17 protein-coding genes are annotated in these 23,922 nt (G+C 56.5%); 6 read left to right on the top strand and 11 right to left on the bottom strand.

Annotated elements, in window-relative coordinates; genetic code table 11:
* Positions 1-9 precede the first annotated feature (9 nt).
* The 7 genes from WBG83_RS11590 to WBG83_RS11560 form a co-directional block, all read right to left on the bottom strand.
* Positions 10-1,527, bottom strand: coding sequence for a sugar ABC transporter ATP-binding protein (locus WBG83_RS11590; RefSeq protein ID WP_336745182.1), 1,518 nt, complete (start codon positions 1,525-1,527; stop codon positions 10-12).
* 96 nt (positions 1,528-1,623) lie between these two features.
* Positions 1,624-2,709, bottom strand: coding sequence for a galactose ABC transporter substrate-binding protein (locus WBG83_RS11585; protein ID WP_336745181.1), 1,086 nt, complete (start codon positions 2,707-2,709; stop codon positions 1,624-1,626).
* A gap of 344 nt (positions 2,710-3,053) precedes the next feature.
* Positions 3,054-4,796: a methyl-accepting chemotaxis protein gene (locus WBG83_RS11580; RefSeq protein WP_336745180.1), complete on the bottom strand. Its 1,743-nt coding sequence runs from the start codon at positions 4,794-4,796 to the stop codon at positions 3,054-3,056.
* A 186-nt stretch (positions 4,797-4,982) separates the two neighbouring features.
* On the bottom strand, positions 4,983-6,071 hold the full coding sequence (locus tag WBG83_RS11575; RefSeq protein WP_336745179.1) for a low temperature requirement protein A: 1,089 nt from the start codon (positions 6,069-6,071) through the stop codon (positions 4,983-4,985).
* Positions 6,072-6,134: 63 nt separating this feature from the next.
* Entirely contained in the window at positions 6,135-7,172 is a 1,038-nt protein-coding gene (locus WBG83_RS11570; protein ID WP_336745178.1) for a substrate-binding domain-containing protein, read from the bottom strand.
* Positions 7,156-8,952, bottom strand: a complete 1,797-nt coding sequence (locus tag WBG83_RS11565) for a sensor histidine kinase (protein ID WP_336745177.1) — start codon at positions 8,950-8,952, stop codon at positions 7,156-7,158. Before WBG83_RS11565 ends, WBG83_RS11570 begins: the two co-directional genes overlap by 17 nt.
* 1 nt (position 8,953) lies before the next feature.
* A complete protein-coding gene (locus WBG83_RS11560) occupies positions 8,954-10,618 on the bottom strand; it encodes a response regulator (RefSeq protein WP_336745176.1) in 1,665 nt (554 codons plus the stop codon).
* 186 nt (positions 10,619-10,804) lie between these two features.
* Between WBG83_RS11560 and WBG83_RS11555 the strand changes: the two genes are divergently transcribed.
* Together WBG83_RS11555 and WBG83_RS11550 are read left to right on the top strand one after the other, a co-directional pair.
* Entirely contained in the window at positions 10,805-12,547 is a 1,743-nt protein-coding gene (locus WBG83_RS11555) for an ABC transporter ATP-binding protein (protein WP_336745175.1), read from the top strand.
* A gap of 58 nt (positions 12,548-12,605) precedes the next feature.
* Entirely contained in the window at positions 12,606-14,429 is a 1,824-nt protein-coding gene (locus WBG83_RS11550) for an ABC transporter ATP-binding protein (RefSeq protein ID WP_442955829.1), read from the top strand.
* A gap of 154 nt (positions 14,430-14,583) precedes the next feature.
* Here the strand turns inward: WBG83_RS11550 and WBG83_RS11545 are convergent, their stop codons facing one another.
* Both WBG83_RS11545 and WBG83_RS11540 read right to left on the bottom strand, forming a co-directional pair.
* The gene (locus WBG83_RS11545) at positions 14,584-16,221 is read right to left on the bottom strand and encodes a sensor histidine kinase (protein WP_336745174.1); all 1,638 of its coding nucleotides are present in this window, start codon (positions 16,219-16,221) and stop codon (positions 14,584-14,586) included.
* A gap of 16 nt (positions 16,222-16,237) precedes the next feature.
* Positions 16,238-16,912, bottom strand: coding sequence for a response regulator transcription factor (locus WBG83_RS11540; RefSeq protein WP_442955828.1), 675 nt, complete (start codon positions 16,910-16,912; stop codon positions 16,238-16,240).
* 96 nt (positions 16,913-17,008) lie between these two features.
* On the opposite strand from WBG83_RS11540, the gene WBG83_RS11535 reads away from it, so the two are divergent.
* Positions 17,009-17,611, top strand: coding sequence for a PepSY-associated TM helix domain-containing protein (locus WBG83_RS11535; protein WP_336745309.1), 603 nt, complete (start codon positions 17,009-17,011; stop codon positions 17,609-17,611).
* 235 nt (positions 17,612-17,846) lie between these two features.
* On the opposite strand, the gene WBG83_RS11530 is transcribed toward WBG83_RS11535, so the two are convergent.
* Positions 17,847-19,076, bottom strand: a complete 1,230-nt coding sequence (locus tag WBG83_RS11530) for an MFS transporter (RefSeq protein ID WP_336745172.1) — start codon at positions 19,074-19,076, stop codon at positions 17,847-17,849.
* Between the two features lie 679 nt (positions 19,077-19,755).
* Here WBG83_RS11530 and WBG83_RS11525 point away from each other — a divergent pair.
* The 3 genes from WBG83_RS11525 to nagA are packed head-to-tail and all read left to right on the top strand — an operon-like array spanning position 19,756 to position 22,549.
* On the top strand, positions 19,756-20,616 hold the full coding sequence (locus tag WBG83_RS11525) for a MurR/RpiR family transcriptional regulator (protein WP_336745171.1): 861 nt from the start codon (positions 19,756-19,758) through the stop codon (positions 20,614-20,616).
* Positions 20,613-21,341 carry a glucosamine-6-phosphate deaminase gene (gene nagB / locus WBG83_RS11520; RefSeq protein ID WP_336745170.1) on the top strand — a complete coding sequence of 243 codons (729 nt, stop codon included), beginning with the start codon at positions 20,613-20,615 and terminating at the stop codon, positions 21,339-21,341. Before WBG83_RS11525 ends, nagB begins: the two co-directional genes overlap by 4 nt.
* Positions 21,338-22,549 (top strand): N-acetylglucosamine-6-phosphate deacetylase, encoded by a 1,212-nt coding sequence (gene nagA / locus WBG83_RS11515; protein ID WP_336745169.1) that lies wholly within the window; start codon positions 21,338-21,340, stop codon positions 22,547-22,549. Before nagB ends, nagA begins: the two co-directional genes overlap by 4 nt.
* Before the next feature lie 696 nt (positions 22,550-23,245).
* Here the strand turns inward: nagA and WBG83_RS11510 are convergent.
* The gene (locus tag WBG83_RS11510) at positions 23,246-23,707 is read right to left on the bottom strand and encodes a hypothetical protein (protein ID WP_336745168.1); all 462 of its coding nucleotides are present in this window, start codon (positions 23,705-23,707) and stop codon (positions 23,246-23,248) included.
* Between the last annotated feature and the right edge of the window lie 215 nt (positions 23,708-23,922).

Raw genomic sequence — 23,922 nt, 5'->3', positions numbered from 1 at the left:
CCTCCCTCATCATGCCAAAAACTTGGTTGCAAGCCGCATAACCTCCTGCTCGGTCGCCTCAGTGCCCTCCAAAATTCCGGAAAGCCGGCCTTCACACATGACCATCACCCGATCGGACATGCCGAGCAGCTCCGGCATCTCCGAGGAAATCATGATAATGCTTTTGCCCTGCTTGGCCAAATCGGCAATGAGCGTATAAATCTCGAATTTGGCGCCGACATCAATTCCGCGTGTAGGTTCGTCCAGCAGCAAAATATCCGGATCGGTCAGCAGCCATCTGGCCAGCAGCACCTTCTGCTGATTGCCGCCGGACAAGTTCTTGATCAGCGCTTTTGCGGAAGGTGTCTTCACGCGGAGGGTTTCGATGCTCCGCTCCACGTCGGCGCGTCCCTTCACCTCATCCAGCAGGCGCAGCGGATTCAAATACTTATCCAGACTGGCGATGAGGGTGTTCTCCTGCACGGACAGCACCGGGAATATTCCGGTGACCCGGCGTTCCTCCGTCAGCAGCGCCAGCTTATGCTTTTTGGCATCAAGAGGAGATTTAATCCGCACGGGCTTGCCGTGCAGCCGGATGCTTCCCGCTTGAACCGAGCGCAGGCCGAACAGCGCCTCGATCAGCTCCGTACGCTGCGCCCCGACCAGACCGCCCAGACCCAGAATCTCACCCTTTCGCAGCTCGAAGGATACATTCTGGAACGAACGGGGGAACGGGGAGGTCAAGCCCTCCACCTTCAATATGACATCGCCGGGCACATTCGTGCGCTGCGGGAATCTCTGAGTCAAATCGCGGCCGACCATCCGGGAAATAATCATATCGGTAGTAAGGCCGGAAGCGGCCCAAGTGCCGATATATTTCCCATCCCGCATAATCGTCACGTCATCGGAGATTTGCAGAATCTCCTCCATTTTGTGGGAAATGTAAATAATGGCGACACCCCGGCTTTTCAAGCCGTGTATAATTTTGAACAGCTGCTCCACCTCATTGCCGGTTAAGGAGGAGGTCGGCTCATCCATAACGATGACCTTGGAATGAAACGAAACCGCTTTGGCGATTTCTAATGACTGTACCTTGGAAACGGACAACGTGCCTACAATGGTATGCGGATCAATATCAAGCTCCAAATCGTGCAGCAGTGCTTTCGTATCGCGAAGCATCCGTTTGTGATCGATGAACCGGAACGGACCGAAGCCTTTCTCGGGAAAGCGCCCGAGCCAAATGTTCTCCATGACGTTCCGGAAAGGAACGGGGTGCAGCTCCTGATGAATCATGGAGACCCCCAGGTCCAGCGCCGCCTTGGAATCGGGAATATCGACCTTCCGGCCGTCCAGCACGATGTCGCCTTCGTCCGGCTTATACATGCCGAACAAGCATTTCATGAGTGTAGATTTTCCCGCGCCGTTTTCCCCCATTAATGCGTGTACAGTACCCGGACGCACCTTCAGATTCGCATCGTCCAGTGCCTTGACGCCGGGAAACGACTTGGATATATGGTTCATCTCCAGTACATAGCCGTTCTCCTTCATGCCCATTCCCCCTGCAGCTGTGCTTCTAATCAAGCTCCTGTCTTGCGTTTTGGGAGCAAGGGGCCGCCTGCGCCGCCCCTCCATCCCAAGGACCGTTTACTTGGCGTCATTCATGTTTTCTTTTGTGATTTTTTTGTAAGGAACCCAAATGTATTTGCCGTCGGTAATGTCATAGCCGACCGTATCCTTGCCCGGAGCTTGACCTTGGGCCAGCGCAGCCGACAGGTTCAGCGTGGCTTTCCCTTGGTTCTTGGCATCATTGAGCACGGTGCCGAGCAAGGTCCCCTCCTCCAGCGCTTTCAGCGCCGGAGCTGTGGCATCAACGCCGACAACCGGCATATACTTGCCGTCCTTGAAATAGCCCTTGGCTTTGAGCGCCTCGATCGCGCCCAGCGCCATGTCGTCGTTGTTCGCGAGAACGGCCTCGATTTTGGCTTCGTTGGCCGCGAGGAACGCCGCCATTTTCTCCTGGCCCTTAACCCGATCCCACATAGCCGTATCTTCCGCTACCTTCTCCACCTTGAAGCCTCCCGCCTGCATCGCCTCTACGGAAAACTTCGTGCGCAGCTCGGCATCCTGGTGGCCCGGCTCGCCCTTCAGCATCACGTACTGAATGACGCCATCCTTGTTTTTATCCGCTTCGGGATGTGCCTTGAAATAATCGACGATGAGCTGGCCCTCCATCGTGCCGGATTGCTCGGCCTTGGCGCCGACATAGTACACCTTATCCCATTTCTTCATGTCGTCCGCCATCGGCTCCCGGTTAAAGAATACGACCGGAATATCGGCCTTTTTCGCTTTGTCGATAATGACGCCCGCGGCTGTCCGATCGACCGCATTAATCGCCAGGGCGTTCACTTTTTTGGTGATGAACAAATCGACTTTATCGTTTTGGGTCGGCTGGGAGTTTTGGCTGTCGACGATATCAACCTTGGCTTTGCCTTCCGCCGCGGCCGAGATGGCGTTGCGTACGCCCGTCATAAACGTATCATCGAATTTATAAATGGCGACACCGATGCTGACGTCCTTCTTCGCAGCCGAGGCGGGCGCTTGAGCGCTCGGAGCTGGTGTAGCGGTACCGCTTGCGCCTTCCTTTTGTGTTGTGCTTCCACCGGAATTGGCGCAACCTGCCGCTGTCAGCATTACCGCAGCAAGCGTCAGAAGAGCAATTTTCTTTTTCATGCTTCGACCTCCATTTTTTTATCATTGGTCCTGCTTACACTGTTATTATGCCGGGTTCTCCAATGAAAGCGAATTCAATATTCTCCTGTTTTCTATAAAAATTCTCACCACTTTCCGAATCGTCCCCCACCTGCGCACAGTAAAAAGCCCGGTACACACAAAACATCGCTATGACTGTTTTGTGTGTACGGGCTTAGGGTTTCATCGCGATTCCCTCTGCGCTCTCGTGCTGGAGTGCAACGCGTAAAGCATCAAAGGAAGCTCCCGCGCCTCTTCCGCACCGCACGCAGCTCCCGGCGCGCGGCGCTTTGCTGCAGGACGGCGGTCAGTCGACCGCAGGATGGCTATACCTTAAACTTATGAATCACCTGACGCAGCCGCTCCGCCATCGTGCCCAGCAGGCTGGCCGATCCTGCGATACCCGAAATACTCGCGAGCTGTTCTTCCGTAGAAGCGGATACCGTCTGGACAGAGGAGGCGGACATGTGGGCGGAATGCTCCATTTCGTTCAGAGAGGCCATAATTTGCTGGGATGTCGCCGCCATCTGCTGGGCAACCGCCGAAGCCTCCTGCACTTGATTCAGCACCTGCTTGACCGACGTATGAATTTGGCGGAACGCCTCCCCCGTTACCTGAAGGGTATCCATCCCCTGCTCCACTTCCCGGTCTCCCTGCTCCATGGCTGCGACGGCTCGCGTAATGTCCGCCTGAATCGCGCCAATCAGCCCAGTGACCTGCTCCGCCGAATGCTTCGAGCGCTCCGCCAGCTTCTTCACTTCACTCGCAACTACGGCGAAGCCTTTCCCCTGCTCTCCGGCCCGCGCTGCTTCAATAGACGCATTCAGGGCAAGCAGATTGGTCTGGTTTGAAATCTCATGAATCATGGAAATGATATCCCCGATTTCCCGGGAGCGCTCCTCCAGCAGCTTGACGGTTCCGGACAAATCGTTCATGGTGAGCCGTACCGCATTCATTTGCGCTGTCGTTTGCTGAATGTGCTCGTTGCCCTGCTCGGAATGGCGGACGGCGTCCTCCGACAAATCGAAGGCGTCCGAGGAGCTGGTAGCCACGTGCTGGATACCGGCGGACAGCTCCTCCATGGCCCGTGCGCTTTCCAGCACGCTTTGAGCGTGGGTATCCGTTCCTTTGGCAACATCCTGTACGGCTAGCGTAATGCTATCCGCCGCCTGCGTCATGTCCGCCAAAGACTGAGACAGCTGGCCGGAAGCAGCGCTCACCACATCGGAGCTATCGGAGGCCTGCGAAACAAGCTCGCGCAGGTGCCGCTTCATCTCATTAAAGGAAGCAGCCAGCCGGCCAATCTCATCCCGGTTCGGTACGCGCAAATCCTCCATCGTCAAATCCCCGCCGGAGATGCGTTCCGCCTGATGCTCCAACCGAACGAGCGGCTTGGAGATATGCCTTGCAAATAAGATAAGCAGCGCACCGCCGATTACAACGCATGAAGCAAGCGTAACCAGAATGGTTTTAAAAATCTGCCGCTGGCCTTCGTTGTAATCCTGCATGTAAGAGCCTGCCGCCACAACCCAGTTCCAGCGGGAATCCAGATCAGCGTACACAATTTTCTTCGCCTCGGCTGTCGAATCCGGCAGCGGCCACATATAGGTTGTAAATCCGCCGCCCTGCTTGGCCTTGCCGACTAAATCCTGTATGTAAAAGAAACCGTCACTCGTCTGCTTGTCCCAAATGGTTTCGCCTTCCAATAAAGGATGCGCCAGCAGCTTTCCCTGTGTATCCATCACATAAAAATAGCCGTTTACCCCTAAATCAATATTGCTGTTAATCGGCCGCTTGCCGTCCTGCTTGGCTCCCAGCATTAAGGCTTTTACCTTTTCCTGCGCTTCCTCCAGGGTAATGCTGCCCGCCTTCACCGAATCGTCCAGCGATTGAATCAATTCAATCGACAATTGGACGGCATTTCTCAAATCCTTTTCGATTAACGAGTCCGACACAGTGGATGAAACATCGTAGCTAACGCTGCCTAAAATAATAATCGGGATAAGCAGAATGAGCAGGGACGTACTAAGCAGCTTGGTTTGAATAGATAGTTGGAGCCGATTCGACATGCAGTTCAATTGCCCCTCTCTTCAGGATGAGAATCTCCATGCTTCCGAGCTTTCCTTCGGATTACCATTCATTTTACCTGAACCATAGATTTCCTGTCTGTCTGTTTGACAGCACTTTCATTCGAAATTGTTAACATTTCATGAAAGATAACTCCTCCTGTTGTCATTCCGGCCCTGAATTCACATTCAAGCTGTCGTGCGGGCATACAGAATAAAGAACGCCATGACCTCGCCGATAACAAGATAATTGGGAACCACGAAGAGGAGATCCAGCGCGAAGAAGCATCCCACAGTCCCCAGGAGCAGCGCAAAATGAGAAAAGCCCAGCCGATGCTGCCGGTGCTTATACATGTTAAACACCAATGAAGTAGACAGAAAGTAAAGCAGCAGCGTGCCAAACATAAAATAAATCCCGGCGAAATAATCCAATTGCTCCAGAAATAACAGCTGAATGGAAGCGGCAAGCATGGACATGGATAAATAAATGAACAAATGGCCGTATATAATGGTCTGACCGGCTGTGCGAATCGACTTGTCGACCTTCTTCTCCAGGTTATCGAAATATTGCCACCACATGGCGATAATAAGTATAAACGTGATGGCCGCAAACAGAACGGACTGCCACGTCCATGAGTCGGACTGCAGCACGGCGAGAATACTGACGACCGATTCGCCGAGAAGAATGAGCGCGAACAAGGAAAACCGCTCCAATAGATGATGCGTATTGATCGGGGTCTTCACTAGAATGCGCCTGCTGATTAAGGGCAGCAAAATATCTACAACAATGCCCGCATATAACACTGCATAACGAACCCACGAATCGAAAAATAAGGAGCAGGCGGAAATCACAAGCCCAATCCAGAAGCTGGTCCCAAAATACCGGGCTGTCCTCCGCTTGTCGCCGGTTTCCTTTTTGTATAATGATAAATATTGAATGGCCGTCATGGCTCTTAAGCCGAGATAGCCGCAAAGGAAGGGCATATAGTTGGCATCGAAATGGACCGATAGGCTGGCCGTCATAATCAACGCGAAAAACAATTGAAGGCTCAGGAATATCCGGTGTGACAAAATATCTTGTCCAAACCGGTTAACAAAAAGCGTTTCACCGACCCAGGCCCACCAGACCGGGACGAATATCAGCACAAATTTGGCCAAATATTCGATGGAGAAGGAGCCATGCTCAACATGCAGCAGAACATGGCTTGCTTTTGACACCGCGGCTACAAAAAGCAAATCATAAAACAGCTCCAGCCACGTTACTTTTTTCTCAGCCATGCCGTTAAATCCCCTTTAGTTCGATTAGATTACATGCTATCCCGCTCCATTCGCAAGTCCTGTTCAGTTCACAAACGGGAATAGCAGCTTCTGATTATCTGACCAGAACATATTGTCCTGATCAATCACCTTCACGCCCAGATTGTCCTGTTCCGGCACAGCAATGCCATTCATGGCGTCCACCGCGTACTTCACCCCCAGATACCCCATGCTGAACGGATTATGAATGATGGTGGCCTGAATGCTGCCTTCCTGCAGCAGCTCCAGCTCCTCCGGCGTGCTATCGAAGGTGACGACCTTCAGCTCTCCGGCCAGTCCGGCGTCCTTCATGGCGCCCGCTACCCCGATTGAGGCGGCGGCGCTAAGCACCACCACGCCGTCCACCCGGCCCGGCGCGTTCAATAAATCCCGGGCGGCAGCGCCGCAATCGGGATCCCCTGCGGCGCATGTAATCCGCTCCACAAGCTGCACGGAAGCATAATGCGCCAGCTCGGCGCGCAGGCCTTCCTCCCGCTGAGACGCATTCGAGGATGGCCCGGCTGCACGGATAACAGCGATCCGGGCGTGATTGCCGATAAGCTCGACCAGCTTTCGCAGCGCCAGCTGCCCCGCCTCATAGTGATTAATCAGAATGGAGCTCCGCACCTTGGCCCCTTTTTCCGGAGAATCGATGACGATAAGCGGCAAGCTGCGAGAGCCGGTGATGTCGGCTGCCTGAAGGAAGGTCTCATGGTCGCTCGGGGCGACAACAACTGCACCTGCTCCGTAGATAACCGCCTCATTGATGAACCCGATCTGCCCGTTCGGATCGGCTTCGGAAGCAGGGCCGCCGAATGTCACCTGGACGTTGAACTCCTTGCCTGCGGCCTCCGCCCCCATCCTCACCGTCTGCCAGTAATCGTCCTGCTTGGCTCGGACCACCAGGGCCACCTTTTTCTTCTCCGCTTCGTGCAAACCAATACTCGGCTGCGCGCCCGGGCCGGTTCCGGCGTCCGTTGAGCAGGAGACTCCCATCACCGCCATGAACAGCAGCACGAACGCCATCCGCCCAAGCTGCCGTGACCACCGGAAGGACGCCGCGACTTCACTCGTCATCTTCATCGCCCCGCCCTCCTTCATCTCTGCTTAACGGCAGCCACAGCCGCACGGTCGTTCCTTCCTCGGGCTCGCTGTCCACCTCCAGGCCGTATGGCTCCCCAAACTGCAGCCGGATACGCTCGTGCACGTTGCGGATGCCGACTCCGGAGCCCTCCTTACTTCGGGACTGGCCCGTCAGCAGCCGCTGCACGGTTTCCTGCGTCATGCCGAGCCCGTTGTCCTCAACCTGGAGCAGCAGCTTGTCATCCCGCCTGCCCGCCGTAATTCGGATCAAGCCCGCATCCGGCATATACTCGATCCCGTGCTGAATGGCGTTTTCCACTATCGGCTGCACGATAAGCTTCAGCGTTTGACACCCCAGGACCGCCTCCTCGGCTTCGATTCGATATTCAAATTTATTTTTGAACCGTATTTTTTGGATGACCAGGTAGTTGCGGACGTGCTCCAGCTCCTCCTGTACACTAATAATATATTTTCCCCGGCTGAGGCTAATCCGAAACAGCTTGGACAAGGAGGTAATCATCGTGACGACCTCATCGGTCTTGCCCGTCCCCGCCATCCGGACAACCGAGTTAAGCGTATTGTACAAAAAATGCGGATTAATCTGAGCCTGCAGCACCTCCAGCTCGCTCCTGCGCTTGGCCTCCTGCTCATGAATGATTTGCTCCATCAGCTGCTTCATCCGGGACACCATCAAATTAAACCGACGTGAAAGCCGGCCCACCTCGTCATCTCCCCGCACCGGAAGATGAATATCGAAATCTCCCTGCTCCACCTTGCGCATCGATTTCTCCAGCCGTTTAATCGGAAGCGAAATTCTCGAGGACATCGTCGCCGCAATCAGAAGCACCAGAACCATAACAATGACCAGCAGCCAAATCAGAAAACCGCTAATTTCCTTACGAGTCGTTACAATCTCATCCATATATGAGACACCGACCGTCTTCCAGCCGATGTTGTTCACCGTCTGAATCGTAATCAGGCGTTTGTCTCCGGTGGAATCATCCACATAGCTGCCGTAGGAATATTTGAGCGCCCGCTCGACATTCTCGTATTTCAGCCCCGCATAAATGAGCTGCTGCTGCGGATGATACACAATGTTGCCGGCTCCTTCGTCAATAATGTACACGTAGCCTTTCTTGCCGAGGCTCACCCGGCGGCACAGCTCATCAATCGTCTTGAAATTGACGTCGACAAGCAGAACAGCCCGAATCGTTTCCCCCCTGCGGGTCATCGTAATTCCTTTACTGAGCGACACGACCCATTTGTACTCGCCCTTGTACAAATTTTGAATGTGGGGAAGGGAGAAGGAGAGATGATTCGGGTTTTCCAGAGCGGAGGTGAACCAGCTCTGCCGGGTCAAGCGGGTGTTGTCCCGCATCGGAGCATTCGGCAGGCCGAACAGCGGCTCGCCTTCGCTGCTGAACAGCCCCATCGATACGATATCCTCCCGCGTCGCAAAAATCGTTTCCAGCTGCTCCCGCAGCTTCTCGTCATCCCCGCCGCCGTAACGGCGGATTTTGTCATCAACCAGCCCGAATACGTCGGACATGCCTTTCAGATACATCTCCAGATTGAAATTGACCTGCCCGATAATTTGCTGGTTGCCCAAATAAGCGTTGCGCTCCGCCGTTTGTGAGAATTTGCTGTACAGGATAGCACTGACGACAAGCACAACCGAAATCGTTATGACTGCAAAATACACCGTAATCAGCAATTGTATGCTGCGAAATCGGAACCGGTTCACCGGCTTCCGGAGCAGCCCGCGCAGTTTGCGGCGCATATCAGCTTTCCGTCTCCGGGTCACGGGCGCCGCTGCGATAGTCCTTCGGCGTCATGCCCGTATGCTTGCGGAAGCAGAAGCTAAAATAATTCGGCTCCGAGAACCCGACCCGCTCGGAGATTTCAAACGCTTTTAAATCCGTGGTCCGCAGCAAGCTCTTCGCCGCCTCCATTCGTACCTGCATCAAATATTGAACAAACGTCAGCTTCGTTTCTTTTTTGAAGATGCTGCTGAAATACCCGGCGCTGATATGCAAATGGCCGCATACCCGGGTAATGGAAATTTCGCTTTCGTGAAAATGCGCGCGCGTGTATTCCTTGGCCTTCTCCACCAGGCTGCTGTGGCTGTGCTGCCGGTCGGCGGCAATCCGATCCATCACGCGTATGCACAGCCGGGTAAGCCGTTCCTTGGCCTCCTCCAGATCGGTATACTTGCCGATATCCGCATACGGATTGTGGCCGGGACCGAGCAGCTGCTCCAAATCCAAATCGGCATCCTTGGCCGCTTTGAGCACAGCCGTCACGATTTCCATCAGGAACAGCTGGCAATCCTGCACCGAAACCGCCGCCGCTGTAATCCCGCCAAACAGCTCCCCGGTCAAAGCTTTGAGCTCCTGCAGCGTACCGACCTTCATGCAGCGGATTAGCGCCTGCTCCTGCAGCTCATCAAACCGCAGCTTCTCCACCGAACGTTTCTCCACATCATCAATGCAAATAATCCGGTTGCCGCCAAGTATAAGCCGGTAATCCAGGGCGAGTACCGCATCCCGGTAACCATCCTTGATCTCCTCCGGCCCGTCGCCGACGGTTCCAACACCAATCGTCACGGTAAACTTCAGATACCGCTCTACGCTCTGCCGGATTTCCTCCAGCGCGGCCAGCGCCGGCTTCATGACATCATGACGGGCAGGGTGAGGAGAAATCGTCAGCACAATGACGGCATCGTTGTGCAGATACACAAGACCTGCTCCGTATCTGCGGGCGATCTCTTCCGCGATGTTCACCAGCGCAAACAGCTTCAGCTCGGTATCCTTGGCATATCGCAGGGAGCCTTCGGACACCAGCCCCGCCTCCTCCGGCTGTGCCGCCCCGCCAGGATAATCCATGCTGATTACCGACACAAGATAACCCTTGCCTGCCAAATCTACGTTATAATTGCGCGCCTTCGCAGCAATTTCCGCCGCACTCTGCTTGCGAGTCACCAGTGAAGCGAGAAACACCTCCCGCAGCACCGGAAGGCTTTGGCGGTAATGCTCCTGCAGCATTTCCATATTTCTCTTCTGTTCCGTTTCTTCCTCAATTCGGCTTCGGGCCTTCAACAGTACCTCCACAAACTCCTGTGAAGAAAACGGTTTCAAAAGGTATTCATCGATTTGCAGCTTGACCGCTTTTTGCGCATATTCAAATTCATCAAATCCGGTCAGCACAATAATTTTAATAGTGGGGTATCGCTCCCGAATCCACTCGGACAGCTGCAGCCCGTCCATGAACGGCATCTGAATATCGGTTACAACGACGTCCGGCTGTATCCGTTCAATAAGCTCCAGCGCTTCCCTGCCGTTCTCCGCCGTACCGGCCATCTCAAAGCCGCACTCCGCCCAATCCACCTCCAGAGCTACCCCGTCACGCACATCGGCTTCATCATCAATGAGCAGCAACTTGTACATGGACACCCCTCCTCCCTGTATTGTACCGGGAAGGCATCCGCGTGAATAGAGGGGGAAACGGGCTTCAGCGCGCTTGAAGTTGACGTACCCGCTTCGCCGGGAGTACGATGAAGCTTGATATGTAATAACATGCATATGCGCTTTGCCCAAAGCCCTGATTTTCTGACAAGATGAGGTGACCTGAAATTGCGCCATCGCAAGCTGTCCTCGTATTTAAGACCATATTGGAAGTCCGTGACACTGGCTCCGCTGCTGATGCTGCTTGAGGTCGGCATGGATCTGCTTCAGCCGAAGCTTATGGCCAGCATTGTGAATGACGGCGTTCTGAAGGGAGATCTCGACCACATTTGGCGTACAGGCGTGATGATGGTTGTATACGCCTTCATCGGCCTCGTCGGCGGTGTGGGCTGTACGGTATTTTCCAGTATTGCGGCAGCCTATTTCGCCACAGACGTCCGGCGGGATTTGTTCGCCAAGGTGCAGACGTTCGCCTTCCGGAATCTGGATACCTTCAGCACCGGCTCTCTGGTCACCCGGCTGACCCATGATGTGGTCCAGGTGCAGAATCTCGTGCAGATGATGCTGAGAATTTTGGTCCGCGCCCCGTTTCTCGTCATCGGCAGCCTGGCAATGGCCGTCATCATCAGCCCTTCCCTCAGCCTCATTATGTTTATCGTGGTGCCCATCCTGCTCGTTGCCCTGGTGCTGCTGAACCGCAGAGCGTTTCCTTTGTTCGCCTCAGTGCAAAATAAGCTGGACCGGGTCAATACCGTGCTTCAGGAAAATTTGAGCGGCATCCGGGTCGTCAAAGCGTTCGTTCGGGCTGCGTTTGAGAACCGGCGGTTCGGCGCGGCCAACGGCGATTATACGGATACCGCGCTGAAGGCGGCGCGTGTGGTAGCCCTTAACATGCCGATTATGACGCTGCTGCTCAATGCCGGTATCGTTGCCGTGCTCTGGTTCGGCGGCGTGCAGGCCCGGGATCATCAAATCCAAATCGGCGACCTGATTGCTTTTATTAACTATGTTACACAAATGCTCTTTTCCCTGATGACCGTTGCCATGTTCATGATGGCGGCTTCCCGTGCAAAAGCGTCTGCTGACCGGATCAATGAGGTGCTGGCTACCGAGCCGGACATTGCCGATCAGGAAGATGCCCGCCGGGATGTCATCCGCGAAGGTCGCCTCTCATTCGACAGCGTCAGCTTCGCCTACGCCGGCAAAGAGCAAGATCCTGTGCTGGAGAATATCAGCTTCGAGGCGTATCCGGGTCAAACCGTGGCCTTCCTCGGCGCGACCGGAGCGGGCAAATCAAGCCTCGTCAGCCTTATTCCGCGGCTGTACGAGGCCAGCGCAGGCACGATCCGGATTGATGGCGCCGATGTGCGGACGATTGCGCTGGATCATCTTCGCAGCCGGATCGGTACGGTACTGCAGCAGGCCATTTTGTTCAGCGGCACCCTTCGAGACAATATCCGCTATGGCCGGCCGGACGCCTCGCAGGAGGAGGTGGAGGCGGCGGCCAAGGCCGCGCAGGCGCACGACTTCATCATGCAGATGCCGGAAGGCTACGATACGCTGGTCGGCCAGCGCGGCGTCAACCTGTCCGGCGGCCAGAAGCAGCGCATCTCCATTGCCCGCGCCATTCTCATCCGCCCGGCCATTCTCATTCTGGATGACAGCACCAGCGCGGTCGATCTGGGCACCGAGGCTCGCATTCAGGCCGCGCTGAAGCAGCTGATGCACAGCAGCACATGCCTTCTGATTGCCCAGCGTATCTCCTCGGTCATGGAGGCCGACCAGATTATGGTGCTGGAGGACGGGCGAATCGCGGCGCGCGGAACGCACACAGAGCTGCTGGAGTCGAGCGAGGTATACCGCGATATTTACAAATCGCAGCTGGGAAAGGGGGAAGCTATCCATGGCTGAACGGACACAGGCAGGAACGGCGGGTCATGCCGGCGCGCCCGGCGGGATGACCCCCGGCATGGGCGGTCCCGGCGGACGCCCGATGGGACTCGGCCCAGGCGGGCCGGGCGGAGGTCCCGGCCGGTTCACGGAGAAGGTCAGGCCCAAGAATACCAAAACAACGCTGAAGCGGCTATGGGGCTATCTCGGCCAGCAGCGCGGGGGTCTGGTCACAGTCGTTGTTCTCACCATTCTCAGCTCGCTGACCGCCCTAATCGGGCCTTACCTGCTGGGCAAATCATTCGATGATTACATTATTCCGGGCCATTACGATGGGCTGCTAAGCCTGTGTGTGCTGCTGCTCGCCGTATACGCGGCAAGCGCGCTGCTGACCTGGCTGCAGGGCTACGTCATGGCCGGCGTGAGCCAGCGCACGGTTGCCGTCATGCGCCGGGACTTGTTCGGCAAGATGCAGCGGCTGCCGCTGTCTTATTTCGATACCCGGCCGCATGGGGATTTGATGAGCCGTACCACGAACGATATCGAGAACGTGTCGGTATCCATGAATCAAGGCCTGCCGCAGCTGCTGTCGGGCATCATTACCGTTATCGGCGCGCTCGTGATGATGATTGGGCTGAACGTATGGCTAACCCTGCTCAGCCTGGCGACCATTCCTCTCGTCACGTTCGCTACCGGACGTATCGCCCGCTATACCCGCAGCTTCTTCAAAGGACAGCAGCAGCGGCTTGGCGATTTGAACGGATATATGGAAGAAACCATCTCCGGGCAAAAGGTGGTCAAAACGTTTCGCCGCGAGGAACAGGCAATCGCCGAGTTTCAAGCCATGAACCTTGAGCTTCGCGAGGTCAGCGTGAAAGCCCAGATTTTATCCGGCACAACCGGTCCGGTTATGAACCTGATCAACAATCTCAGCTTCGCGCTGCTCGCGGCGGCGGGCGGCGGGATGGCGCTGGCCGGATGGACAACGATCGGAATCGTGGTCAGCTTCCTGAACTATTCCAAGCAGTTCGGCCGGCCGATGAACGATTTGGCCAACCAGTTCAATATGATTCAGTCCGCCATTGCTGGCGCCGAGCGGGTATTTGAAATGATGGATGCCGACCCTGAGCAGGACGACCGGCAGCTTGCACAGCAGCTCACCGGCGTGCGAGGCGAGGTCATTTTCCGGGACGTCTCCTTCAGCTATAAGCCCGACGTGCCGATTTTGCAGGATGTGTCCTTCACGGCCAGGCCGGGGGACATGATCGCGCTCGTCGGGCCGACCGGGGCCGGCAAAACGACCATCATCAATCTGTTGACCCGGTTTTATGATATCCAGAAGGGGACCATTACGCTGGACGGCGCGAATATTCAGAGCCTGGACAAGAATAGCCTGCGATCCCAGCTCGGCATCGTGCTTCAGGACGCCTACCTGTTCTCTGACACGATCAGGGAGAACATCCGTTACGGACGGCTGGAAGCGACCGACGCGGAAATCGAGCGGGCGGCCAAGCTTGCCAATGCGGACAGCTTCATCCGCAAGCTGCCTCAGGGCTATGACACTCCGCTTACGGCGGAGGGCGGCAATTTAAGCCAAGGCCAGCGCCAGCTGCTGACGATTGCGCGGGCCGTTCTGGCAGACCCTGCGGTGCTCATTCTGGACGAAGCGACCAGCAGCATCGACACCCGCACGGAAATGCACATTCAAGCAGCGATGAGAACGTTAATGCAGGGCCGCACCAGCTTCGTCATTGCGCACCGGTTAAGCACCATTCGCGAGGCCGATCTGATTCTGGTCATTGACGGGGGGCGCATTATCGAGCGCGGCACCCATGAAGAACTGCTCAATCAGGGCGGATGTTATCACGGCTTGTACACCAGCCAGTTCCAACGGACAGGGTAAGCCTGACGCCTCCCGACGTGCAGGAGGAAGCACAGGCAGCCTTCGAATTTCTCTGCACCGCCGGTTCTTGTAAAGCCAAACAACCGCCCGGTCATGAAACGCTTGCTGATTACAAGCGCCATGACCGGGCGGTTATCCTGTTATTCTCTTGTTGTCATTCCTGCCGGCTGTTCATGCCGCCCTCCGGTAACGTCCGCGCGGCCGGGAGCCAGACGTGGAACGCTGTTCCTTCGCCAAGCTTGCTCTTGCAGGCGATGGTGCCGCCGTGGAAATCGACAATCGCTTTGGTTATCGCCAGACCGAGTCCCGCCCCGCCTTCCTTGCGGGCCCTGGACATGTCAGCCCGGTAAAACCGGTCGAACAGCTTGGACACATGCTTCTCGGCAATCCCCGGTCCATTATCACGAATCGTGAGGCGCGCTCCTGCCGCCTCCGGCTCTAACCGGACGGAAATCTGCCCGGAAGCCGAGTCCGTATGCTGTACTGCATTTTGAAACAAATTCAACACGACCTGCTTCATCTGATCCCGGTTGAACTGAAGCGGAGGGCTGTTCTCCGTTTCGATGTCAACCCGGCGGCCCCCGGCCAGCACCCGCAGCTGGGGCTCCATCTCCCGCAGCACATCCTCCAGCTGCCCCGATATCAGCTTGAGCTCCGGCTGATTATCGAATTTGGCCAATTGAAGCAGGTCCTGCACCAGCTGGGTCAGCCGTTCCGATTCGGTATGCATGCTCTGTAAGGATTCCCGAAGCACCTCCGGATTGTTCGCCGCACCGCGCAGCAGAACCTCAAGAAAGCCGCGTATCGAGGTCAACGGCGTCCGCAGCTCATGAGAAGCGTCCGCCACGAAACGCCGCATCCGCTCCTTCGCCTCCTGCTCTGCGATGAAGGCGGTCTCCAGCCGCTCCAGCATCCCGTTAAACGCCACGGAAAGCCGTTCCGTTTCGAGCTGCCCCCTGCCCAGCGGCAGCCGCTCGTCCAGGTTGCCCGCATTAATTCGTTCTACTTTATCCACCATGCGGGATAACGGGATTAAGGTCCGCCGCAGCACGGGCAGGAAGGCGAGCAGCGCCGCCAGCATGGCCAGAACGCTTAGTCCGATGAAGGTAGTAAGCTGCCTCACAAGCACTTCATGCAGTTGGCTAGTCAGTACACTAACCTGAATAACCATGTTCGGCGGCTGATCACGGTTTAAGCCTACCATCTGGAGCACCACAAGCTGTTCATGCCCGTCCGCATCCTTGACCAGGTCGTATTCCGGCCGCTGTTTCTTCGGATCTGCGCTCAGCACCTGGGCGTAGCGTTCTGCCGAGAGCTGGGGCACGGAACCGGAATCCGGTTCGCCATACACGTCGGTAATTTCGCCTTTGTCGTTCACCAAAGCCACTGTCGACTGCGGAATTCGCAGCGAGCTGAGCGGATCATGCTCCCCGCCCGGACGTTTGGAGGGTTCGGGACTGTCCCCCTGCTGCACGGTGCCCGAATCATTTCCGGCGTCCCCGCTCCCCTTGGAGCCTGCTTGCGGCGAGTCCCCGCCCGGCCGGAAATACGGCTTCGGCCCGGAGTGTCCCGGTCCCGGCTGCCCCGAAGGCCCTTCCTCCAGATTACGGAACAACTGGCCCGGAAGAGATCGGATTTGCGCCTGAATGGATTCTGCCCGGTTGTTATATAGAAATTGCTGCATCAAGACATATTGGAATGTTCCGATAAGCAGCAGCAAAATCGATAGCACGATCAGCGTTCGCGCCAATATTTGAAAACGAAGCGAAGAGGGCGGCTGCTTTTTTTTCATCGGAATCCACCTCCTCTCAAGCGTCTATCCGGTAACCCGCTCCACGGATCGTACGGATAATCCGGTGGTCCTTGTCGCCCAGCTTATCCCGTATCGAACGGACGTACACCTCCACGATGTTGTCCTGCCCGCCGAAATCATAACCCCATACCGCGTCCAAAATTTTCGTCTTGCTCAGCACCAGTCCGTGATTCACAACCATGTACTTCAGCAGCTCGTACTCTGTAGCGGAGAGCGTAAGCAGGCGCTCATCATAATGAATTTCCTTGCGGCGGTCGTCAATCCGGAACAGCCCGACGACAACCTCGCTGACCAAATGAGGAAACTGGTTTCGAATGCGGGCCTGGATTCGCGCCAGCAGCTCCTGAAAGCTGAACGGCTTCACTAAATAATCATCCGCGCCCAGATTCAGCCCCTTAACCCGATCCTCCACCTCTTCCTTGGCGGTAAGCATGATGACGGAGACATTCTCCGTTTCCTTAATCAGGCGGCACACCTCGAAGCCGTCCATGCCCGGCATCATGACATCCAGAATGACCAGCTGCGGGTGCAAATCCTGCACCATATTAATTGCCGTCAACCCGTCTTGAGCGCTGCTCACCTGGAAGCCTTCATTTTTCAAGCCCAATTCCAAAAATTTTATAATGTTCGGTTCATCATCCACAACCAAAATATGAATGTTCCTCGCCATATTCAATCGAATCACCCCGCTACCAGTTTACAACAATTTTGCCCGTTCCGGTCCGTTTTCAGCAAACATTAAGTCACCCTTCATTTTTATTTAAGCCTGCCCCGTCATAATGAAGCTCGTTCATATTCCGGCGGGAGGCCGCCAAATTGGAATAGACAAGGGAGCAGGAAAACAATGAAAAAGACACGTCAGCTTCACTTATGGATCGGATTAGTGACGTCGATATTTATTTTGATGCAGGCCGTGACCGGCCTGCTGATGTCGGAGCCTTGGCTCATTGGCATGAGCGGAGGCGAAGGCGGCCGTCCGGCAATGACTGCGGGAACGAACGCGGGCGCAGCGCAGGGGTTCGGCCAGCAGCCGGCCGGGTCGGCTTCCGGCGCACAAAGCGCGGATACGAGCGCCGCTCAGCCTTCTGCCGCGACGGCAAACACAAGCACAGATGCCCAAGGAACGGCGGGAGGAAGAACGGTGATGCAGCAGCCGGGCCAAGGGCCGGACCAAGGCGGTTCTTCCTCAGCCATGAGAATTATTAAAGGCCTGCATGAAGGGAAAATCGGCGGAACGAACATCAAATGGCTGATTGATTTAACTGCCGTGGGGATGATGATTTTGACCGTAACGGGAATTAGCCTGTCCATCAAAGCACTGCGCGCCCAAGCTAAAGGCAGACGGAAACGGGCTGAACTGGCCCGCTAACCGGCGCGGCAGACGGCTACGTTTTGGTATCCCCCTGCTTCGGAGGGGTGTCATAAACAATGGGAAACGCCGGGAGCAGGCGAACTTGACCGCATAGCGTCAGGTTCATCTGCTCCCGGCGTTCGTTTTTGACCCCATGTCCGGACGCTTCCAGGCATTAGGGAACAATCCGGGCCCGGTCAGGGCCGGTTCTCCCCCGTCCTTCCATATACAACGCAGGACACGCTTGCAGGAGCTACAGCACAGCGCCTTCCGTGCGCCGCTTTTGCTTTTGGCCTTCCAGCCACCGGATTGCAGCCAACAGGACCAGCAGGAGCGCCATCAGCCCCGTCAGCACGCCCAGCGTGCCGAACACCGAGGAGACCTTGAGGCTCCAGCCGGTAAAAAGCGGCAGCAGCGCGCCACCCAATCCCCCGGCCGCAATCAGCAGGCTTGTGAGCCTTTCCGTCCGGCCCGGCAGCACCTGATTGGCATAAATCAAGGCGATGGCGAACATGCCCGACATGAAGATCCCCAAGAGCGAGATCAAGGCCAGCAGGCTCCACAGCCTGTCGGCGGCCAGCAGCAGCCCCAGCAGGACGACCGCAGCAAGCACATGCGAGAGCAAATACCCTCCGTAAGTCAACCGCTTGGCCAGGGCGCCCGCATACAACCGGCCCACGGTCATCGCGACCCAGAAGAAGGTTACGCTCATGGATGCCGTCGCGTCATCTGTCGACAGAGATTCCACCAGCATGGAAGGCAGGAAGTTGACCAGACTCATCTCAATGCCTACATACAGGGCAAAAATGGCGAGAAACAACACCAGCAGGACAGTCCCCTGCTTCTGCAGCCCGCCGGGCGGAGAAGCAGCCGGGCATCCTGCCCCCGCCGGAGCTTCGCCCCCGGACTGCCCTTCGCGATGCCGCATAATCGGCTCCAGGCGGCCCATCGGCATCACTAGCCACAAGCCCGTCATGGCCAGCGCAAAGCCCGCGACCGCGGCAAAGCTGAGCCGCCAGCTTTCCAGCTCGATGAACATGCCTGCGAGCAGCGGCATCGCCAGCGCGCCCGCTCCGAACAGCACCTCCAGGCGGCTGAACAGGGTCGCCTTCTGAGCCTCCGACGACGCATCAATAACCAGCGCGCCGATGACGGCCTCGATCATGCCGAAGCCGAAGCCCGCAACCGGAGCCGCCGTCAACATAAGCGGCCAGGGCGGCAGCAGGCTGTAGGCTCCCTCCGCCACCGTCAAGCAGACCAGACTCAAGGTAAGCGCGCCGCGGCGGCTTAGCTTGGCGGACCACCAGGGCCCTGTCAGCACACCGATTAAGAAGCCGGTGAACTGCAAAAAAATAAGCACCCCGCCCTGGTCATAGCCAAGCTCGTAATGCTCCAGCATCACCCGCAGCACAGCCCCGGAAGCGACATGCGCACACCCGATTAAAAAATAAGACAAGCAGCCCAGCCACATCATTCGTTTCATGCTCACTCATACTCCTTTTACACACAGCAGGGCCACATTTCTTCGAACCCGACCCCAGCAAGGCTGTACAGGGATAGCCCCCGCCGGCTGCTCCCAGGGCAAAGCCTGAAATCCGGCGCTTCCTTCTGCCCATTGTACTCCATTTCCTTTTTTCTTCAAAGTACCGCTGCAGGAGCTCGCTAACGGCGCGCCGTTCTGCTTCAAGTCCTTCCCCCATTTTCCCATTGAATTTTTCGCAAAATTCAGCTATGGTTACATTATAAAAATAATTTTCTTTTTTTATATTAAAAATACGTAAATTGTTTTCATGACAACTCAGGCAGCAGCTCATCCATTCCGCAAGGGATTCCGAACGGCTACGATAAAACCGAACCAACCCGCGCCCGGAGGACGCTCCTCCGGGTCCGCCTCGCCCTGGTCATAGCCAAGCTCGTAATGCTCCAGCATCCAAGCAGACCAGACTCAAGGTAAACGCGCCGCGGCGGCTTAGCTTGGCGGACCACCAGGGCCCTGTCAGCACACCGATTAAGAAGCCGGTGAACTGCAAAAAATGTGGTCGACCGACCGCCGTCATGCAGCGAAACACCGCGCGCTGGGAGCTGCGCGCGGTGCGGAAATAAGCACCCCGCTGTCTGACGTATACCACCTTCACCTTACTTATTAAAGGGGAACGCCTGCTATGAGCATTTTGCATGCGATTGAAGAGCAACTGGACAGCCTGCACCCCAAAGAACGGGAGCTGGCCGCCTACATCCTCCGCCAGCCACAGCAGGCGGTGGGGATGAGTATTACCGAGCTGGCCCGGGAGGCTGGAGGCAGTACGGCCACCGTGTCACGGTTTTGCCGGATGCTTCATTTCCAAAGCTTTGCCGATTTCAAAATCAGGCTGGCCGCCGAGCTGGGCGCTCCCGCGTCTCCCGCGCAGTATCAGGATATCGTGGCGGGCAGGCCGCTTCAGGAGATCGTCGCCGCTATCGAAGCCAATCATATCCGTTCCATTACAGACACGACCCGTCTGCTGGATATCGGCCAGCTTCTGCAGGCGATCCGCGTTCTGGACGGGGCCAGGCGCATTGATTTGTACGGCGTGGCTACCTCCGGCATCGTCGCAGAGGACTTTGGCCAGAAGCTGGTCCGCATCGGCAAGTTCGCGACCGCCTTCTCCGATCCGCACCTTCAGCTGACGTCCGCTTCTTCTCTAGGCAAAGAAGATGCCGCCATCGGTATTTCGTACTCGGGAGAAACACCTGAAACCATACGTTCCCTGCAATGCGCGGCGGCAAACGGGGCCACGACCATTTCTATCACGAGGTTCGGCGCCAATACTTTGGCGGGTCTGGCCGATCTTCCTCTCTTCGCTTCTTCGGCGGAGGCGGGGATGCGGCGCGGGGACATGGCCTCACGTATCGCGCAGCTGCATGTCATCGATATTTTATTCACGGGCCTGGTCAGTGAACGGTTCGACAGCTATGTGCCGCTGCTGGAGCAATCGTTCCAGGCGGTTCGACACTATACGGGAAAAGAGGAGCGAGGGAAATGAACATCTTGACGTTTGACTCCAGCGAACAATTAAATGAGGCCGGAGCCAATATTATCTCCGGCCTGGTACAGACCAATCCCCGGGCCGTCCTCGGGCTGGCCACCGGGGGAACCCCGGTCGGTATTTACAGCCACCTTGTCGGCGACTACAGACGGGGACTCGTCAGCTTCCGGCAGGTAACGACTTTTAATCTGGATGAATATGTCGGGCTCCCCGCCAGCCATCCGGAAAGCTATTCCTCGTATATGCAGCGTCACCTGTTCGGACACCTGGATATTCCCGCCGATCGGACCTATATTCCGGATGGCAACGCCCCGGATTTGGAGGCGGAGTGCCGCCGTTACGAGCAGCTGATCGATACTGCGGGCCAGCTTGATTTGCAGCTGCTCGGTCTCGGCCATAACGGGCATATCGGGTTTAACGAGCCTTCACACGCCCTCCTGCGCGGGACCCATGTCGTCACGCTGGCCGAGGAAACCCGCAAAGCCAACGCCCGCTTCTTCCCTACGCTTCAGGATGTGCCTCAGCAGGCGATTACGATGGGAGTAGGGACCATTCTTCAGGCCAAAATGATCGTGCTGGTCGTGCGGGGCGCCGATAAAGCCGACATCGTTCACCGCGCTCTGACCGGGCCCATTGCGACAGAATGCCCGGCCTCTCTGCTGCAAACCCATCCGCATCTGGTCGTGCTGCTGGACAAAGCAGCCGGGAGCCGGCTCGCATGAGCAGGGCCGCCTATCCCAACAACAACCAGACACAGGCGCAGCCGGACTCCGGCACGCTGCTCTGCAATGTGCATATCGTGAGTCCGCAGGGCATCATCCCCGGCGGCTGGCTGCTGCTGCAGGACGGATGCATCGCGGCCCTCGGCACGGCGGAGGATGCATTGCCTGAAGCCGGGCACTGCATCGAGGGCCAAGGCGGCCTCGTGCTGCCCGGCTTCATCGACATCCATGTCCACGGGGGAGCCGGCCGTGATTTTATGGAAGCCGATGAGGCGGGACTCGATGCCATCACCGGCTTTCATGCCGGACACGGCACCACCGCCATGCTGGCTACGACGCTGACGGCCTCGCGCGCCGAATTAACGGGCGTGCTGAAGCAGGTGAGCCGGTACATGCAGCGGCCCATGCCCTATGCACGGCTGCTCGGCGTCCACCTCGAAGGGCCTTTTATCAATATCCGGCATAAAGGCGCCCAAAACCCGGAGCACATCATCACGCCTCAGACGGAATGGCTCGATGAATGGGCCGAGGCTTATCCCGGATTGATTAAGATTCACACGCTTGCTCCCGAGGTAGCAGGAGCCCCGCCATATATTGCCCGGCTGGCTGCTCACGGAATTATCCCGGCGCTTGGACATTCCGATGCTTCCTTTGCCGAGGTGTCCCATGCGGCGGATCAGGGGCTGTGCCATGCGGTGCACACCTTCAATGCCATGCGCCCGTTTCACCACCGCGAGCCGGGGGCAGCCGGGGCCGTGCTTACCGATGACCGCATCACCGCGGAGGTGATTGCCGACGGGCATCATGCTCACCCTGCCGCCATCAAGCTGCTCGTCCGCAGCAAAGGACCGGACCGGGTGCTGCTCATTACAGACGCGATGGCCGCAGCCGGGCTCGGACCCGGGGATTATGAGCTCGGCGGCCTGCCTGTTGTGGTTCAAGACGGTATCGCCAGGCTGCGCGGAACCGACAGCCTGGCGGGCAGCACCTTGACGATGGCGCAGGCTTTCCGGTTTATGGTACGGGAAGTGGGTGTCCCCGTTGAGCAAGCGAGCCGCATGGCAAGCCTCAACCCGGCCCGGCGTCTGGGCATCAGCGCTATGACAGGAACGCTGGAATCCGGGAAGCGCGCCGATGTGCTGCTGATGGACGCACAGCTGAATGTGTCCCGCGTTTGGATTGGGGGCCGGGAGCTAACAAAAAAGTAAATGCAATCCAACTATCCGTGCCGTAGATGCAGTAGGGAAAGACTGCTGTGGCCCGTCCCGCGGCCGGGTTAGCCATGCCGTGGGAGCCCCATCTGCCTGCAGCATGCAGCAGCAAGGCGTCTATCGGCAGCTGCCCAAGAATATCGGCGGTACCGAATAAACTGCAATAGGAGCCCTAGGGTCCCTTTGTCCGCAGGCCTGTCATCTTCCGCCCGAATCTTCCCAAGTTTAAAACTGTAGCCTTTGGCAGCTTTGGGCTCTATCGTGATTAGTGAATCATCCGACTGCAAGCGCCTCAAAATTGGAATCATGTACCTCAAGTCTTGCCTTTGCCTCCAGTTTCCACCTCGCGGCCAACACCCTTGCTCTTGGCTAATGATAGACTCTTTCCAGCCCCTATTTCGGACTTTCACCGTATAGATGAAGCCCATGCTTGACGTACCAAGAAAATAGCCTGTTGAGGTTTCTCTACAGGCTATTTTCTTAAATGAGGCTTGCTGCCAGCATGCATCTTCCCGCCGCGCGTGTTAATGTCCGGCTCATTCCCGTTTCACTTCGGGGCCGATGTTTTTTCCGTTGATTCCACCTGGATATCCATTTCCAGCAACAGTTGGAGTGGACGGGGCCCCGGAAGCTCCACCAAAGCTTCGACCTTATACTTTCCAGGAAGCAAGTAATAGGCTTGCTCCGCGGAGCCTATCTCCGGTTCCCTGACAAACAGATCTGCCGCTTTGTCCGGCTCATAAACAGACGGCTGAAGGGTGCCCTATATTTGGAATACCGCTCCAGCATTGTTGTTTCAGAGATATCCAAGTGCCCAAAGCTGGTCGCAATCCCATCCTGATTCGTCACCTTGAAGCTGACTAAGTTGCTGTCGAAATGAACCAACTTTACACGCGCTTCGTCTCCGGTATAAAGTAGGTCGACCCACATGGTAATCGGCTCATCGGCTCTATACGTTTCCTGCAGTGAATATAGCGAAGAAGTAAATTCCCAGTCCTTCTTGGTCGCGACCTGCTCTGCATGACGAATGTGTATGGTTTGGGTATTATCGTCAAAGTCTACCCGTCCCCCCATTTCCTCCGCGATAAAACGCAGCGGCGCATACGCAGATTCTTTGTAACGAAATATCTCAGTCCCTTCCTTAACACTCTCCATTCCGTTGAATTGCAGCTTTACAGGAAACAACTCAAAATTCCAGACAGAGGCCCCCAAGACAGCCGTGCTGCAAGTAAAAAGGATACCGCTCAAAAATGCACATACAACCTTTTTCTCATCCAATCATTTCTTTAATTTACTGGACAGTTAAAAGTTCTCAAGCTTAAGAAGCTACAGACGTAGCGTCAAAATCAGCGTTATCCTGTTTGGAACGG

Origin of the sequence: Paenibacillus sp. y28 (assembly GCF_037137075.1) — a bacterium.
Taxonomy (GTDB): domain Bacteria; phylum Bacillota; class Bacilli; order Paenibacillales; family NBRC-103111; genus JBBBNV01.
The sequence above is the reverse complement of the archived record's forward strand: the minus strand, read 5'-3'. Positions and strand labels throughout refer to the sequence as shown.

Bases quoted from the DNA above. Each gene is read 5' to 3' on its own strand.
- WBG83_RS11590 (WP_336745182.1), bottom strand. From the start codon at position 1,527: ATGAAGGAGAACGGCTATGTACTGGAGATGAACCATATATCCAAGTCG.
- WBG83_RS11585 (WP_336745181.1), bottom strand. From the start codon at position 2,709: ATGAAAAAGAAAATTGCTCTTCTGACGCTTGCTGCGGTAATGCTGACA.
- WBG83_RS11580 (WP_336745180.1), bottom strand. From the start codon at position 4,796: ATGTCGAATCGGCTCCAACTATCTATTCAAACCAAGCTGCTTAGTACG.
- WBG83_RS11575 (WP_336745179.1), bottom strand. From the start codon at position 6,071: ATGGCTGAGAAAAAAGTAACGTGGCTGGAGCTGTTTTATGATTTGCTT.
- WBG83_RS11570 (WP_336745178.1), bottom strand. From the start codon at position 7,172: ATGAAGATGACGAGTGAAGTCGCGGCGTCCTTCCGGTGGTCACGGCAG.
- WBG83_RS11565 (WP_336745177.1), bottom strand. From the start codon at position 8,952: ATGCGCCGCAAACTGCGCGGGCTGCTCCGGAAGCCGGTGAACCGGTTC.
- WBG83_RS11560 (WP_336745176.1), bottom strand. From the start codon at position 10,618: ATGTACAAGTTGCTGCTCATTGATGATGAAGCCGATGTGCGTGACGGG.
- WBG83_RS11550 (WP_442955829.1), top strand. From the start codon at position 12,606: ATGGGCGGTCCCGGCGGACGCCCGATGGGACTCGGCCCAGGCGGGCCG.
- WBG83_RS11545 (WP_336745174.1), bottom strand. From the start codon at position 16,221: ATGAAAAAAAAGCAGCCGCCCTCTTCGCTTCGTTTTCAAATATTGGCG.
- WBG83_RS11540 (WP_442955828.1), bottom strand. From the start codon at position 16,912: ATGGCGAGGAACATTCATATTTTGGTTGTGGATGATGAACCGAACATT.
- WBG83_RS11530 (WP_336745172.1), bottom strand. From the start codon at position 19,076: ATGAAACGAATGATGTGGCTGGGCTGCTTGTCTTATTTTTTAATCGGG.
- WBG83_RS11525 (WP_336745171.1), top strand. From the start codon at position 19,756: ATGAGCATTTTGCATGCGATTGAAGAGCAACTGGACAGCCTGCACCCC.
- nagB (WP_336745170.1), top strand. From the start codon at position 20,613: ATGAACATCTTGACGTTTGACTCCAGCGAACAATTAAATGAGGCCGGA.
- nagA (WP_336745169.1), top strand. From the start codon at position 21,338: ATGAGCAGGGCCGCCTATCCCAACAACAACCAGACACAGGCGCAGCCG.
- WBG83_RS11510 (WP_336745168.1), bottom strand. From the start codon at position 23,707: ATGGAGAGTGTTAAGGAAGGGACTGAGATATTTCGTTACAAAGAATCT.